The organism is Stenotrophomonas sp. FSL W7-1447, assembly GCF_037966425.1.
In the GTDB taxonomy this organism is placed as follows: domain Bacteria; phylum Pseudomonadota; class Gammaproteobacteria; order Xanthomonadales; family Xanthomonadaceae; genus Stenotrophomonas; species Stenotrophomonas pavanii.
In genome coordinates, this window is sequence record NZ_CP150199.1 from 304,542 (window position 1) to 317,588 (window position 13,047).

General features: G+C 63.9%; 17 protein-coding genes. 4 read left to right on the forward strand and 13 right to left on the reverse strand.

Annotated elements, in window-relative coordinates:
- Positions 1–6 precede the first annotated feature (6 nt).
- Together NSQ78_RS01260 and NSQ78_RS01265 are read left to right on the forward strand one after the other, a co-directional pair.
- On the forward strand, positions 7–2,403 hold the full coding sequence (locus tag NSQ78_RS01260; protein ID WP_064237440.1) for a peptidoglycan-binding domain-containing protein: 2,397 nt from the start codon (positions 7–9) through the stop codon (positions 2,401–2,403).
- A 465-nt stretch (positions 2,404–2,868) separates the two neighbouring features.
- Positions 2,869–3,783: a DUF4760 domain-containing protein gene (locus NSQ78_RS01265; protein ID WP_064237441.1), complete on the forward strand. Its 915-nt coding sequence runs from the start codon at positions 2,869–2,871 to the stop codon at positions 3,781–3,783.
- 40 nt (positions 3,784–3,823) lie between these two features.
- Here NSQ78_RS01265 and NSQ78_RS01270 read toward each other — a convergent pair whose 3' ends face one another.
- The 11 genes from NSQ78_RS01270 to NSQ78_RS01320 all read right to left on the reverse strand — a co-directional run bounded on the left by NSQ78_RS01270 (position 3,824) and on the right by NSQ78_RS01320 (position 10,714).
- Positions 3,824–4,063 (reverse strand): hypothetical protein, encoded by a 240-nt coding sequence (locus NSQ78_RS01270; RefSeq protein WP_064237442.1) that lies wholly within the window; start codon positions 4,061–4,063, stop codon positions 3,824–3,826.
- Between the two features lie 279 nt (positions 4,064–4,342).
- Complete coding sequence (locus NSQ78_RS01275; protein ID WP_064237443.1) at positions 4,343–4,798, reverse strand: hypothetical protein; 456 nt, start codon at positions 4,796–4,798, stop codon at positions 4,343–4,345.
- The gene (locus NSQ78_RS01280; RefSeq protein WP_064237444.1) at positions 4,795–4,980 is read right to left on the reverse strand and encodes a hypothetical protein; all 186 of its coding nucleotides are present in this window, start codon (positions 4,978–4,980) and stop codon (positions 4,795–4,797) included. Before NSQ78_RS01280 ends, NSQ78_RS01275 begins: the two co-directional genes overlap by 4 nt.
- Positions 4,973–5,398: a hypothetical protein gene (locus tag NSQ78_RS01285; RefSeq protein WP_230548406.1), complete on the reverse strand. Its 426-nt coding sequence runs from the start codon at positions 5,396–5,398 to the stop codon at positions 4,973–4,975. Before NSQ78_RS01285 ends, NSQ78_RS01280 begins: the two co-directional genes overlap by 8 nt.
- Positions 5,399–5,749: 351 nt before the next feature.
- On the reverse strand, positions 5,750–8,446 hold the full coding sequence (locus NSQ78_RS01290; protein WP_049405147.1) for a toprim domain-containing protein: 2,697 nt from the start codon (positions 8,444–8,446) through the stop codon (positions 5,750–5,752).
- Positions 8,447–8,638: 192 nt separating this feature from the next.
- Positions 8,639–8,896: a hypothetical protein gene (locus NSQ78_RS01295; protein WP_339207643.1), complete on the reverse strand. Its 258-nt coding sequence runs from the start codon at positions 8,894–8,896 to the stop codon at positions 8,639–8,641.
- Positions 8,896–9,201 carry a hypothetical protein gene (locus NSQ78_RS01300; protein WP_064237446.1) on the reverse strand — a complete coding sequence of 102 codons (306 nt, stop codon included), beginning with the start codon at positions 9,199–9,201 and terminating at the stop codon, positions 8,896–8,898. The genes NSQ78_RS01295 and NSQ78_RS01300 overlap by 1 nt, the downstream gene beginning before the upstream one ends.
- A complete protein-coding gene (locus tag NSQ78_RS01305) occupies positions 9,201–9,443 on the reverse strand; it encodes a hypothetical protein (protein ID WP_053461901.1) in 243 nt (80 codons plus the stop codon). The genes NSQ78_RS01300 and NSQ78_RS01305 overlap by 1 nt, the downstream gene beginning before the upstream one ends.
- A gap of 323 nt (positions 9,444–9,766) precedes the next feature.
- Positions 9,767–9,970, reverse strand: a complete 204-nt coding sequence (locus NSQ78_RS01310; protein WP_230548407.1) for a hypothetical protein — start codon at positions 9,968–9,970, stop codon at positions 9,767–9,769.
- Positions 9,971–10,040: 70 nt separating this feature from the next.
- On the reverse strand, positions 10,041–10,385 hold the full coding sequence (locus NSQ78_RS01315) for an ogr/Delta-like zinc finger family protein (RefSeq protein WP_080473085.1): 345 nt from the start codon (positions 10,383–10,385) through the stop codon (positions 10,041–10,043).
- On the reverse strand, positions 10,382–10,714 hold the full coding sequence (locus NSQ78_RS01320; protein WP_080473086.1) for a hypothetical protein: 333 nt from the start codon (positions 10,712–10,714) through the stop codon (positions 10,382–10,384). Before NSQ78_RS01320 ends, NSQ78_RS01315 begins: the two co-directional genes overlap by 4 nt.
- An 84-nt stretch (positions 10,715–10,798) precedes the next feature.
- Between NSQ78_RS01320 and NSQ78_RS01325 the strand changes: the two genes are divergently transcribed.
- Together NSQ78_RS01325 and NSQ78_RS01330 are read left to right on the forward strand one after the other, a co-directional pair.
- Positions 10,799–11,230, forward strand: a complete 432-nt coding sequence (locus tag NSQ78_RS01325; RefSeq protein WP_064237447.1) for a helix-turn-helix transcriptional regulator — start codon at positions 10,799–10,801, stop codon at positions 11,228–11,230.
- A 98-nt stretch (positions 11,231–11,328) separates the two neighbouring features.
- A complete protein-coding gene (locus NSQ78_RS01330; protein WP_064237448.1) occupies positions 11,329–11,682 on the forward strand; it encodes a hypothetical protein in 354 nt (117 codons plus the stop codon).
- On the opposite strand, the gene NSQ78_RS01335 is transcribed toward NSQ78_RS01330, so the two are convergent.
- Both NSQ78_RS01335 and NSQ78_RS01340 read right to left on the reverse strand, forming a co-directional pair.
- Positions 11,627–12,646 (reverse strand): phage late control D family protein, encoded by a 1,020-nt coding sequence (locus NSQ78_RS01335; protein ID WP_049405135.1) that lies wholly within the window; start codon positions 12,644–12,646, stop codon positions 11,627–11,629. The two genes, NSQ78_RS01330 and NSQ78_RS01335, sit on opposite strands and share 56 nt — an antisense overlap.
- Positions 12,643–13,041, reverse strand: a complete 399-nt coding sequence (locus NSQ78_RS01340; RefSeq protein WP_164184998.1) for a phage tail protein — start codon at positions 13,039–13,041, stop codon at positions 12,643–12,645. The genes NSQ78_RS01335 and NSQ78_RS01340 overlap by 4 nt, the downstream gene beginning before the upstream one ends.
- Positions 13,042–13,047: the final 6 nt, after the last annotated feature.

The following is a 13,047-nucleotide window of genomic DNA, read 5'->3' on the forward strand; positions in this document are numbered from 1 at the left end:
AGGACGATGGATGTTGTGACCCAGGCAAAGCAGGCGATGGATAGCTGGCATCGCGGCCAGACGTCGGCGCATTTCGAAACCGGCGGTCGCGGCCCCGGCCACGTGTCCACCGGCAGGGGCGACCACGGTGGCGTGTCGTATGGCAGTTACCAGTACGCGACCAATGTGGGTGGCGTGGACGAGTACATCGCTGCATCGCGTTACGGCAACCGCTTCCATGGCCTGCAGGCCGGAACCCCGGCTTTTACCGAACGCTGGAAGGAGGTGGCGGCTGCCGACCCGGCAGGCTTTGCCAGGGACCAGCACGACTTCATCCAGCACAAATACTATGACGTGCAGATGGGGCGCCTGAAGGATGTGGGCATCGATCTTTCCGGCCGCGGTCCGGCCGTGCAGGATGCGCTGTGGAGCACCTCGGTGCAGTACCGCGGCATGACCCGCTCGGTGTTCCAGAAGGGTCTCCAGCACACCTACGGCGAAGACTTCAAGCTGGCTGAGCTGAGTGACGAGCAGATTGTCCGCGCGGTGCAGGACTACAAGCACGCCAACGTGCAGTCGCACTTCCAGAGCTCGCCGACCCTGTGGGATTCGCTGCGTGACCGCGCGCTCACCGAGAAGACTGCGCTGGTCGGGTTGGCGCGCTACGACCAGGTCAACCGCAATCCCGAGGCGTACCAGGGCAAGGATTACCAGCAGGCGTTCGGTGAGCCCGAACCCGGACAGCGTGGCCAGCGTGCGGCGGTAGCGGCGATGGCCGACGGCGTGCTGACCCCAGGCGAGCGTGGGGCCGAGGTCCAGGCCCTGCAGGCCAAGCTGATCCAGGCGGGCCATACCGGCCACGACGGGCAACCGCTGGCGGCCGATAGCCACTACGGTGCCAATACCGAGCATGCGGTGCGCGCGTTCCAGCAGGCCCACGGGCTGACCGTCGATGGCAAGGCCGGCCGGGAGACCCTGCAGGCCCTGGATACCGCAGTACGCGGGCACACGCCGGTGCAGCCCGCAGCGCCGACCGCCCCGGCAGGCACTGCGACGCCTGCACCCGCAACCGCGCGTGAGCCCGATACCGCCCCTGCGCCCGGTGGCCAGCGCATCGTCGTGGTCGAATCCTTTGGCAACGGCAGCAGCAACCGCACACTGCGCCATGGCACCAGTGGCGAGGACGCTTATCGCGAGTTGAAGATCCATCACCCCAACACCAATGCCGAGGCCGTGCGCACCGGCAATGCCGCCAAGGCTGACCGGCCGTCGGCCATGGTCGAGGGCGAACTGGAAACCGTGCGGACCCGCGGTGATCGCAACGGCATCCCGCTGGTGCACAAGGATCTGATCCTGAGCAATGCGCGCGGCGACCGGGAGGTGATGATTCCCAATCCGGTCGCCGGGTATGTCCAGGTCAACAATGACAAGTGGAACTCGATCAGCATCTGGAGCCACCCGGCCGGTCATCCGGAGCGCGAACTGGTGGGGCAGGTACTGCACGGCGCGCGTGGCACCACGCCCTACAAGACCGGTGATTTCGTCGAGTACGGTGCACCCCTGATCCGCCAGTCCGACGCCGGTACCCCGGGTGCCGTGCATGCGCATATCGAGCTGGAGCCCGATCAATACCGCAGGTTCCTGGGTGACATGCTCAACGACCGCATCACCCTGGGCGGCAAGGTCCACGCGCAGGGCCCCGAAGCGGCGCAGGCCGCGCGCAGCACGCAACAGGCACCGATGGCCGATGGCGTGCTCAAGCAGGGCGAACGTGGTGATGAGGTCAAGGCCCTGCAGGGCAAGCTGGCGGCGCTGGGCTACGCGGGGGCCGACGGCAAGCCGCTGCATGCCGATGGCGTGTATGGCAAGGACACGGTCGCAGCGGTGAAGCAGTTCCAGGCCAACAACGGCCTCGACGACGATGGCAAGGCCGGCCGGAAGACCCTGGCGCAGGTCGATGCCCCCAACGCGGTGAAGGCCAGCACCCCGCCGGCAGCACCGGGTCGGGCCGAACCGGCGGCGCCGGCCAGCATGCGCGACCCCGGGCATGCCGACCACGCGCGCTTCGGCCAGGCCCTGGACAAGCTGCAGGCGCTGGAGCAGCAGCGCGCCCAGGCCGGCCTGAAGCCGCTGTTCGCCAACCCGCAGGAGGCCGAGCGTGCGGCCGGCCAGTTGGCCTACGAGAGCAAGGTGTCCGGCATGCGCCAGATCGACCACGTCGTGGCCCGCCCCGATGGCACCGGCCTGTTCGCAGTGCAGGGCGAGCTGGGCGATCCGGCCGCGCAGCGGACCTTCGTCGACCGCCAGCAAGCGGTATCGCACTCTGTCGAGGCCAGCAGCCGGCAGAGCGAGGCGTTGGACAGCCAGTTCAACCCGCGTGCACAGGAACAGCAGCAGGAACAGGTGCGCAACCGCGGGCTCTAAGGCCTGCGCGTCCCTGGGGCCGGTCGACCGGTCCCGGGGCCACCCGCCGCCATTCAGCCGGTCGGTGTAAACTATTGATCTCACTGGCAATGCCAGTCTCTGCGATCACCAGCCCGATGACGTCCGCCGCCGCCCGTTACGCCGATTCCCTGCGCCTGTCCGTTGCCCCGATGATGGACTGGACCTACAGCCTTGTGGGACAAGGCTTTTGCGGGTTCAGGCACATTAATGGCGCATTAAAGTCGCCGGGAGGCCCAGCCGATAGCTGAGGGGGAGTGTGGAAATTCTTGCGGACCGTCTACACTTTCCTCATAGCACCCAGATACACTGGTGCCGTCCCATCCGCTTCACCCGTCATGGAGGTCTGTATGAAGAACAATGGTGTTGAAGGCTAAGGCCCAAGCAACGGAATAGAAAAAGCAGAGGCCCCTACACGTTAGGGGCCTCTCTCGTATGAGGGGAAAAATGGAAAGGATCTTCACGGATTTGAAGTTCGCGCCAGTGTGGAGCTGGCTGTCGCTTGTCGTTAGCCTTGTAACGCTCACTTTGGCATGCAGTGGCGCTTACCAAGCTAAGGCAGTGGTCCTTTTGGCGGTCGTATCACAGCTTGGCCTGGGTGCCTTCTTGGCTCCCACCGTATTTCGAGCGGCTAAGAAAGGACACAAACACGTTCCCACTGTCTGCGCATGGACAGTGGTCTGGCTTGCTACTGCAGTAGCAACGTTCCTTTACTGGTTCTTCAACTGGCCGGGCTTCAATGCGAACGACCAGAATGACCGCATCTTGAACGTAGTTCCGGTTCTGACTGCAATCGTCTTTGGTGGTCTGGGCTGGTATGTGCACTATCAGTTCTCTGCTCGCACTCAGCGCATGAACAGCAGTTTTGCGCTGGTCATGGAGATGATGAAGAGTTCGGAGTACCTCGCCCGCAACGCTTTGGTAAGCGATCACTTCCCGTCCAGTGTCGAAGACATCCCCGATGAGTACATTCCGTACTTTGCTCCTGGCGCGGAAAAGCGCCTAAAGGATGCTGCCACTGCAGACGAACCTCTTTGCCCCATCAAGCTTGAGCAAGCGCGTGCAATCGCCGCTTTGCGCTACATCCTCAACTACTTCGAATTTATGGCTGTAGGCGTCAGAGCGAATGACATTGATTGTGATCTGCTTCTAGATACCGTGGGTCAGATCGTTGTGAGCCGATTTAAGAGATCGCAAAAGCTGGTGAAGTGGATTCGTGATCCTAAGCCGCTCGGTGCCGGTCAAGACCTCGCATTTGAACACCTTGAATGGATGTGCCGCGATTGGGAGCCACGTCTTGAGGAACAAACCTCCAAGGCAAAGCAGCGACTACTTGAGCGACAGCGAGTAGAGCAGCGCTAAGGGAAAAGCCGCCTTGCAAGGCGGCTTTTTCGTTACCTAGTCAGTGCGTCCTATTCGTCCGTTGTTCGTCCCACCAGTCTGCTACGTCGCGGGTGTCGTAGACCTCCCCGATACGGGGTGGCAAAAGACCCGCGCTGTGCTTGTTGGCCATGGTCTTCATGGTTGATGACGGGAAGAAGGCGTCACGCAACTGTGCGACGGTCAGAGTTGCCCCAAACTGTCCAAACAGCATCCAGAACGTGCCGAACCCACCTCCACCTGCCGTTCCCGGCGCTGCCATCAACCTGTTCCTCCAACTAGCCGCAGCTGCAGCTGGGGTGCGGGCGCCGGCAAAGGCGTCGCCGGTTGAACTGCCTGCAGGCCGTGTTGCTTGTGCCAATGTGCCCAAGCCAGGTCAAACGACGGATGCTTTGCAGTGGTGCTGCAACGGCACTCGATCAGGTGGCCGCCGCCCGCGCTCTCACGGCGTAGATCATGGACGTACCTGGCTTTATGGCCCGCCGGGCAGGCGGGGAGGGCGCGCGGCGGTGCCTTCTGCTGCTGTGTCATGCGGCGGCCCTCAATTCTCGAATGAACTGCCGTGCCTTGGCTGGCGGGCGGCGAGGGCGGCTTCCAGCATGGCGCGCACCATGGTCGGGATATGCACGGCGCCATCGATCCCGTAGGCCGTCAGAACGCTGATCACCTTGCTTTCGCAATCGCTAACGCCTGCCAGTGTTTCACGCGTGGTTGCCTGCAGTGCGGCCATGACCATCGCGTCGGTTACCAGCGCATCCCCCGGACCACCCGGGGAGGGCTGGGCGGAGAGGGCGGCTCGCCAGCACTTCCACGTCAGCTGGCCGAGCGGGTCGGCGTACATGTTCGGATGGTCTGCATCGCGGTCCGTGAGGATGTTGCCGCCTCGGTAGCTCTGCGCACGCGCCCACCCCTCAAACCGCGCCCGCTCGGCAAGATCCACCAGCTTTACCCTCCCACCGGGCTGCACGTCCGCCAGGGTCTTGTTGTCGGTGGTCATGCTGCACCTCCGGCGCGGCGCACGGCCATTGGGGCGCGGCGACGCAGCGCCTGCGGGATCTGACCCACGGCCAGGCCGGTGTGCCGGCGGCGGGGGGGGCGGGTCTGCCACATCTTGAGCATGGTGGCGCCAGCGACCGGCAGCAGCACGCACATGGCCAGCAATGCGACGAAATCAGCCATTGGCCACCTCCTGCGCAGCTTGGGCAACCACCTTGGAGCTGGCCTTCGCACCCGGAAGCATGTTGGCTACCGCGAACGGAAAGGGAAGCCGGTCAGCGAATGCGGCCAGCTCGGCCGAGATCCAATCCGCCTCGTCAGAAAAGTGTTCATTTCCCCTGGCCAGAATCCATCCTGCTGAGCTGCCTTTCCGCCGCTCGAACACGCGCTGGGCGACCTTCTGCCCGCCCATGTCCAGTTGGGCGGTGGCGATCACCTGGTTGTGGGTGATCCGCAGTGTGATGGTGGCGCTGCAATCGCGGCCTTGCGCCATGTCAAATCCACACATTCCCCCAGCCGTGCTAGCCTTTGCCACTGGTCCGGTGTCGGAATCCTGCGGAAATGCCTTGGTGTGGTCGGTACTGCCGATCATGTCGTGCATGGTTCTCTCCTGAACTTCGTTGGTGGATGGCCTTGGGGTCAGAGGTGGTGCTCTGCCCGCCGGACCGCTGTTGCGCTTACTTCTTGAATACCCAGCACCTCACGGTGCTGTGTCGGATGCGGCTCCTGACCGCCGAAATGCGAACGAGCCGAGGGCAAGTTCGGACGGCGTCAAGAAGCGGCTTGCCCGCCGGCAGCTGCACCCCCAAGCGGCGTGCTTCCGTCCTGACTTCCGGCATGCAAATGCCAAGGTGATCGGAATCACCCATGTGATCGCCGACGCCCCGCGACGCCAGCCCTCGCGCGACCACATGCCAGAATGCGTCCAATACCGTGACGTGCTTCGAGCCGGTCATTTTTTGAATACCCAGCAGCGAACGGCCACGCCACCGCCGGTGCTATTGGTTTTGATGGCGCTGTTCACCGTCAGATTCGCGTCGACCAGCTTGTAGCGGCGCGAGTCTCGCAGGTACGCCCGCAGCAGCTTTAGATCCGCCACCGGTTGGCTGTGGTGCGCAGCCTTGGCGATGAAATCGTTCAGATTGATGGCAATGCGCTGCGGGTCGCGGGAGTGATTGACCACTGGCCGCTCACCATTGCCGAGGCTTTCCAGATACTCGTAGGCTTCCCAGAATTCATTGACCAGGGGATGGTCTGCGCTGACGGCCGATTGGCGCTCCATCGCCATGGCAACCAGCGCTTGGCGTGTAGCTGTTACCAGCTCTTCGGGGATGTCGATGACCAGGCGCAACCCATCGAGCATGGCAAGCATCTGCGAGTGGTTCTTGATGATGCGCTCCATCCGCAGATCCTTGTTGTCGCGCAGCTTGGCCTCATAGAAGCGCACTCGCTCGCCGAACTTCTCCATCACCTGTGCCTCGGCACGTACGGCCTTGATGAGAAAGTGGCTCAGATCTTCGACCTGCAGGGCATTTAGGTTGTCCGCTGCCTGCCGGCTCTCCGTCGTCGCGTTGGGCTTGCGGAAGTGCAGCTTGACGATGCGCGTCATGATCGCCTCACTGGCATCCACGGCGGCGTTCTGGCTGATGACGATCGTGCCTCGGAAGGGTGGCTCGTAGGTTTCATTGCCACCGTTGCGCACGCCACGCGTGGCCAGCGTGCCGCCACCGTAGTAGTCCTTCAATTCGTCCCATTCAAACGACTTCGCGTGCGCCTTGTCCGGGGCATCGCGGTCGGCTTCAAGCAGCACCACCGGCATGCCCGAGGTTTGTCCCATGGCGCGGGCGCGGCCGGCCTTGGATGATTTGGCGGGATCGAAACCCTCGTAATCGCTGCGGGCGAGCAGCTTCCAGAGGAACGTCAGGAGCGTGGTCTTACCGGCACCGGCCTCGCCGGTAGCCTCCAAGAACGGGAAAGACTTGTGCGCGCTGCGGATCTGGTTGGCGAAAAGCGAGCCAAACCAGAACGTGAGCGCCACCATGCCGTTCGTGCCGAAGCAGATCCACAGCCACTGCAGCCAGTCGGTTCGGTAGGCTTCATGATCGCGCTGAATGTCCATGCGGATCGAACGCTGCGTGGTCTTGATACGCAGTTTGGGGAACTCGAAGTAGTCCTCGGCGTTGGCCAGGGTGACTTCACCATTGCGCACGGCCAGGTCGCCGAAGATGTACGCCTTGTGGTCCGGGCTGTAGCCGACGAAATCGACCGTGGCCACGTCCTTGATGCCAAACGTCTGCGCGTCCATCACGCGGTCCAGTTGTTTCCCCGTGCCGCTGAACAGCGCGCCCTGCGCAAGACTTAGCAAGCGCTTCTTAAACTCGGTGGCGCTGGCGATCTGAGCGCCGGTAAAGGTGCCCTTTACCGAGGGCGCATCGTGTGGGAAGTCCACGCGGAAGAAGTACCAGCTCTCGTCGGTGGCTTCGTGCTTCTGGAAGTACAGCGCCTCTGGATAGCAGTTGGCGATCTGTCGAACGGACGCGCTTGCGCGTTGGATCTTGGCCAGCTCCTCATCTTCCAGCTCATCTTCGCTGGCCAGGTCGCGGTCCCCGGCGCGCTCGCGGCACAGCTTCTCGTAGCGCAGCGCGTCGAACTCGAACCAGTACAGGCGCGAGTTGTGTTCAAGGTGAAACTCGGTGTTCTTCTCGCGCTCGTACATGATGAGGCCCTTGTCCATGGCGGTGCGCGCCAGGAGCAGCGCGCCATTGTGCAGTGCCAACTCGATATCGGCTTGCCACTGGCTGTCGCCGTCTTCTGCAGCCTGGGCACGCAAATGCAGGTCGTTCCAGTCGGTCTTCCTCTCGCCGGTCTGCTCGATCTGTGCCGCCTTGCAGCGATACCCCAGCCTTTCGGCGCGGCGCACATGCTTGGCGGTGTAGCCACGTGCCCCGGGCTCGTTGTCCAAGGCCCACACCAGCACCGGTAGGTCGTTGGGGCGTGCATCCCGCAGTTCCTTGAGAGACAGTTCGGGATAGGCGTTGCTCGACATGGCGGCCACGGCGCAGATCCCGCGTTGCAGCAGGGCGATTGCGTCGAAGATTCCCTCCACGATCCACACTTCGCGGGCCGTGCGCAGCTGGTCGCGGGCAGCCGCGCCCCACCACACCCCGGCGTAGCTTTCGCCTGGGGCAAAACGGGCTTTCATCTTCCCGAACCGGTGCGGGCGGTCGATGAGACGCTCCCACCAGCCGCCCTTCACCAGCGGGAAGCGCACTGTGGCCGTACCTTGGCGCTTGGCGCGGTCGTAGTAGTCCTCCTGCGTGTAGAGGCCCTGCAGCGGTTTGATGTTGAAGCCGCGGCCGGTCGCCAAGTAGGCGTCAGCGGCGGCGTGCGGTGCCTGCGGCGTCTGCGGATTGTGCTTGGAATAGTCGTCGAACAGGTCGTCGTAGAGGTCGCGCACGCGCACCTCCTGTCCGCACTTTGCCTGACGGCCGCAACGCAATACCCACGGCGTGAGGTGGCTGGTGTACAGCTCCTTCTTGCCGCAATGAGGGCACTTGCCCCCGCGCATGTATGGCGTGCCGACGCGGTGTTTGAGTCCGTAGTCGCGCTCGATGCGCGACAGGACCTGCTGGCGGATCTCTTCCTGCATGCCGGTTCAGCCCTGGCAAGCCGCAGCTGCGGCGTAGTGGTGGTGCATGGTTCTCTCCTGGCACCGTCGGCAGCGGTGGTGCGCTGCCGGCGATGCGGGTGTGGTCGGCTTACGGGGTACTGACTGGTGACGCGGGGGCGTGCATGGCTCTCTCCTTGCGACCCATGGCGGCGGTGGTGCGCCGCCTCGGGCCTATTCGTCTGCTGGCTTGGACCGGGCGAGAATTCCCCGCAGGTCGTCCCTGATGTACTCGGCCACGGCCGAAGTGTGGTCGGCAGTGATGCCCAGCACCTTGGCGGCCTCAGCAGGGAGTACGGCGATCAGCTCGACGGCGTAGGAGATGCGCCACAGGCGCGTCACGTCGTCGGCGCTGATGAGATGGCCATGCGCCTCGGTAACGGCCCGCGAGGGGTTCCGGTGCGGTGGCGTGTGCCCGTTGTGACTGGCCATCAATTCACCCCGCCCGGATAGCTGTCACCGGTGCGCAGCCAGTCGAAGAAACGGTCGGCCTCGCCTTTGGCGAGGAAGTACACAACGGTCCCGGTCTGGATGCCTTCGTTAGCGGCGCGCTGCACATTCCGCGAGTTGTGCGCGGAGACGGTTGCGGCGGTGTCGGAATCGATGTGTATCAGGGCCAAGTACAGCACTCGCCGCTGGTCGAAGGAGGCGCGAAGGCCGAAGCCGGGGATCTGCGTTTCCAGAACAATGACCGGGCGCAGCGCCTCGGTCGGCATCACGACATTTGCGGGGGACATCAGTGCGCCCCCTTGCTGTCGTCCTGGTGCGCGCCCCTGCGGGCATCGCACTGTGCCGTGTAGGCCATCAGCACGTCGCCCAGGGTGATGGCGAGCGGGGACATGCCTACGCCGACCAGTCGGGCGATGAACGCCTGATAGTCCTCAGAGGGCCATGCGAGGGTGTCGGCGATCAGGCCGAGGGTAAGCGAGAGTTGACGCGCGGAAGCATTGCCGGGCGTGGAAGGGGCGCCATGGGGCATGGAGACGTCTCCTGTATCCGAGGTGTGGCCTCGGCGAGACGTTTTGAGTCGTCGCGCCGAAGGTGTCGGGAGGCTCAAAACCGGGATACAGACCGGCGGGCAGTTTTCCCCTTGCGGGTGTTGTATGGCTGCCGCCCTCCCGACGCAGAAAGCGTCGGTGCGCTCGTTTTGCAGGCGCAAAAAAACCGCAATGCTGACGGGCGCGGTTGCCGCTGTATCCTCGGAGTTTTGAGTCTCCTTGCGGCAAACTCTGCTCCCTGCCTGCGGGGAAGTCAAGGGGGAATGGCGGAAAGTGTGGAAACGAGATTCAGCAACACGCAGGCTCATGCGGACACCCGCGCATCGACAGTTGAGGGCAGTTGCTGGTAGTCGCCACCGGCGGCAATGTGGGCCTCGACCAAGGCGCGCAGTTCGGCCGCATTGCGGGATTTTTCCGCGTACGGCACGTACTCAACACCGCTCGGGCTGGTGACGAAGTTCGGTTGTGTGGCGGTGGACCAACCGTCACGCTGAGTTTTATGTCGCATCATGCGCAGCACTTCCTAGCCAGCGGCCAAAGCCGCCAGGTCATTTCGTTGTGGAAGGGGAAACCTTGATTCAGACGGCGGGCTGATCGCTACCGCCGGGTGGTGCTTCCTCTAACGAGTCGATCCAGTCGAGCTGTACCTCGCCCCGATCCTGTTTCCAGCGCTGTTGCAGCAAAGTGCGCTGGTAGCCGGGCGTCGGTGGCAGTTCGCATGCGGGTGCGCTCGGAAGGCCGCTCGGGCTGGCGACGCTGGTCAGCTCTGAATTGCCAGTGTATGTCGCCCCGCACATCGGATTGGGACACACATAGGCATCGGTTCGCAGGAACTGGTGCTGCAACGCACTGGTGCGCTTCACCAACGGCGCTTTGCAGGCTGGACAGCAGAACACAGCACGCTGGCCAACGGCGGCGCTCATACCTTGCCCCGAACCTTGGATGCCCGCTTGGCGGCCGTGCGCTTGGGGGAGGCCTCGTTTGTCTTGCCACGCCCTGCGGTCAACTGACGGGATTTGGCGGGAACTGTGCAAGAATTGGGATCGCGCTTGATGCCAAGCGCGATAGCCGCTTCATGCGACTTGCCGAAGTTGCCTTTGCCGACACCGCGCAGCGCATCGTTAACCGCGTGCCGGTCGAGGTTGTTCTGCCGAGCAAAGGCGACGACGGTGATTCCCATGTTGCGCAGGTGCTGGCGAGCTTCCTCCGGCGTACGCAGTTTCTGGCGATTCGTGCGGCGTGTGGCAGTCATACCAATTCCCCGTGTTAAGCGAGCAGTGAAAGATCTTTCACTATCTTCGGTGAAACATATTTCACCTGTCAAGGAGGTTTGAGCGTGAGTGTGGGTCTTAGGCTGAAGGAAGAAAGGAAGCGTCTGGGCCTTACCCAAGAGGCCATGGGTGTCGCGTGTGGAGTCACCAAGCGCACACAGATTTTTTATGAGATGGATAGTGTGGGAGCCAGCGCGGCTTACCTCACCGCCGCCTATGAACTCGGCGTCGACGTGGTCTATTTGCTGACCGGCACCCGCGAGCGCCTGGCCGCAGCCGATGCCGATCTGCTCGATGCCTGGCGCAGTGCGTCGCCTTCGGCACGTGCCGCCGTGATGGCCGCGTTGCGTGGCGTAGCGCCGGCGTCGGCCACAAGCGCGCCTCGAACCTCTTTCGAGAACACCAGCATCGGCCAGCAGATCAGCGGCGATGTTGATCTGCGCGGACAAAAGATCGTTGTCAAGGCTCCGAAAGGTTCGAAGAAAGCCGCCCGCTGAGGCTCACCCCACATCGCATTCAGGCCGCTAACTCGCCCGTACAGGGCGCCGGTGGGGCGCGGTTTTCGATGTGAGGGAATATGGGTTGCAGCAGTGATGTGAAGCGTGGCGAGGTGGTGTGCGTGTGCGGCGGGCCCACCGTGTTCGAGGGGGCCGTGATTGGCCAGGTGTTTACCGGCGATGTGCAGATGCAGTGTCCCCATGCGCACCAGCACAGCGCGGAAGGCGACGAACGCGAACGGGCGCCCACGGAGACGGGGCGCCCGTTGTCGACAGCATTGATCGCGCTGGCGATCTGGCAGGCCACTTACCCGGCGGCAGCGGTTGCGGATGACTGCGGATCTTCGCTCGCGCATGCCGCCATGTTCTTCGCCGCAGGCGCGCTCACGCGTTACTTCAAGCCGAGACTTCTGCGCTGGATTCGCCGCCGCGCTCAAGCTCCAGCGCGGTAACAAAGCCTCCGCCGCCGTCGACGGTGTGCGTAGCCTTGGACACCAGCCAATCGGTGCCATCGATTTCCGGTTTGAAGCCGCTCACCGTCACCGTCTGTTCCGGATAGATATCGGCGCGGCCGAGCGCCAGGCGGTAGCTGAGCTGGGCCGTGCCGCGATCCAGCCGTTTGAACTCCGCCTCGGCATGCTGGCGCGCTTCCTCGGCAGTGGCATACGTGGGCTGCAGCTTCTTCTCGTTCTCTGACGTGCCCACCAGCACACCGGTGCGACGCGCTGCCTTGCGGTCGCCCCAGTACGCGCGCACGCCTGTGTACTTCTCGCGGTCAGCCACGGTGTAGCGGTGTTGATCGCCGGATGCACGAGTGATCTGGACACCGGGCAGCGGCTGGCCGCTGGCGGTAGTGCCGGCGCCGATAGGCGCGAAGATCAGCGCGCCGGCTTTCACCGTGGCCACCGCATCAAAACGCTTCCCCAAGCGCGTCAGGAGATTGATATCGCTCTCGTTGGCCTGGTCAAGATGCGGGATGCGGACGGACGCAAGGTTTGCGGCAATGGACGGGCGCAACGAATGCTCGGCGGCGATTGTGCCGAGAATGTCGCCCAGGGTGGCGTCATGCCAGCTGCGCTCGCGGCGGCTGCGGACAGCACCGGTCAGATCCGCAGAGCGCGCCCGGATGGAGACGATATCGGGAGCGCCGCTGTGCTCCACGTCATCGACCACGAACGTGCCCTTATCGAACAATCCGCTTTCGCGCCAGCCGATGGCCACCTGCAGCGTGACGCCGCGTCGCGGTAGCGCCACGCGCCCATCATGGTCGTGCAACCGCAGATTCAGTTCGTCGGCTTCGTCGCCCCGGCTCTCCGTCAGCGACAGGTCCAGCAGGCGCGGCGCGAGGCGGTCGGTCAGATCCTGCCCGTCCAGCACCACTCGCCATGCGGGGATCGGGTACGGTGTCGCCCTCATGCGACCGCCTCGGTGGCGCCGTCGTCGTCGCGCTCCAACTGCATCTGAAATTCGATCAGGCGCGGCGTGCCGTCGGGAAAGAACTCCTTGCGCGTCTCGCTCAGGCTGACCAGCAGAAAGGCGCCATATACCCGCCCACTGCCCTCCACCAGCGCCTGTGGCTTGCCCTGGTCGCCCAGCTCCCGCAGCGTGTCGAGCACCTGCAGATCGCCCACCAGCTCGGCGGCGATGGTGCCCTGCAGGGTGATGGTGTCGTCGCCTGGGCCAACGTACTGACGGGCCGGGCGTGCGCCCAGCCGGTCGCTGCTGGCGTGGCGCCACGTCATCTGCCGCTGCAGCTGCTCATAGGCCGCTGTGGAGAGGGAAAACACAAACGTGCCGTAGGTCATCATCATGGCGGC

Coding starts and splice junctions, on each gene's coding strand:
- NSQ78_RS01260 (WP_064237440.1), top strand. CDS start 7: ATGGATGTTGTGACCCAGGCAAAGCAGGCGATGGATAGCTGGCATCGC.
- NSQ78_RS01265 (WP_064237441.1), top strand. CDS start 2,869: ATGGAAAGGATCTTCACGGATTTGAAGTTCGCGCCAGTGTGGAGCTGG.
- NSQ78_RS01270 (WP_064237442.1), bottom strand. CDS start 4,063: ATGGCAGCGCCGGGAACGGCAGGTGGAGGTGGGTTCGGCACGTTCTGG.
- NSQ78_RS01275 (WP_064237443.1), bottom strand. CDS start 4,798: ATGACCACCGACAACAAGACCCTGGCGGACGTGCAGCCCGGTGGGAGG.
- NSQ78_RS01280 (WP_064237444.1), bottom strand. CDS start 4,980: ATGGCTGATTTCGTCGCATTGCTGGCCATGTGCGTGCTGCTGCCGGTC.
- NSQ78_RS01285 (WP_230548406.1), bottom strand. CDS start 5,398: ATGCACGACATGATCGGCAGTACCGACCACACCAAGGCATTTCCGCAG.
- NSQ78_RS01290 (WP_049405147.1), bottom strand. CDS start 8,446: ATGCAGGAAGAGATCCGCCAGCAGGTCCTGTCGCGCATCGAGCGCGAC.
- NSQ78_RS01295 (WP_339207643.1), bottom strand. CDS start 8,896: ATGGCCAGTCACAACGGGCACACGCCACCGCACCGGAACCCCTCGCGG.
- NSQ78_RS01300 (WP_064237446.1), bottom strand. CDS start 9,201: ATGTCCCCCGCAAATGTCGTGATGCCGACCGAGGCGCTGCGCCCGGTC.
- NSQ78_RS01305 (WP_053461901.1), bottom strand. CDS start 9,443: ATGCCCCATGGCGCCCCTTCCACGCCCGGCAATGCTTCCGCGCGTCAA.
- NSQ78_RS01310 (WP_230548407.1), bottom strand. CDS start 9,970: ATGCGACATAAAACTCAGCGTGACGGTTGGTCCACCGCCACACAACCG.
- NSQ78_RS01315 (WP_080473085.1), bottom strand. CDS start 10,385: ATGAGCGCCGCCGTTGGCCAGCGTGCTGTGTTCTGCTGTCCAGCCTGC.
- NSQ78_RS01320 (WP_080473086.1), bottom strand. CDS start 10,714: ATGACTGCCACACGCCGCACGAATCGCCAGAAACTGCGTACGCCGGAG.
- NSQ78_RS01335 (WP_049405135.1), bottom strand. CDS start 12,646: ATGAGGGCGACACCGTACCCGATCCCCGCATGGCGAGTGGTGCTGGAC.
- NSQ78_RS01340 (WP_164184998.1), bottom strand. CDS start 13,041: ATGATGATGACCTACGGCACGTTTGTGTTTTCCCTCTCCACAGCGGCC.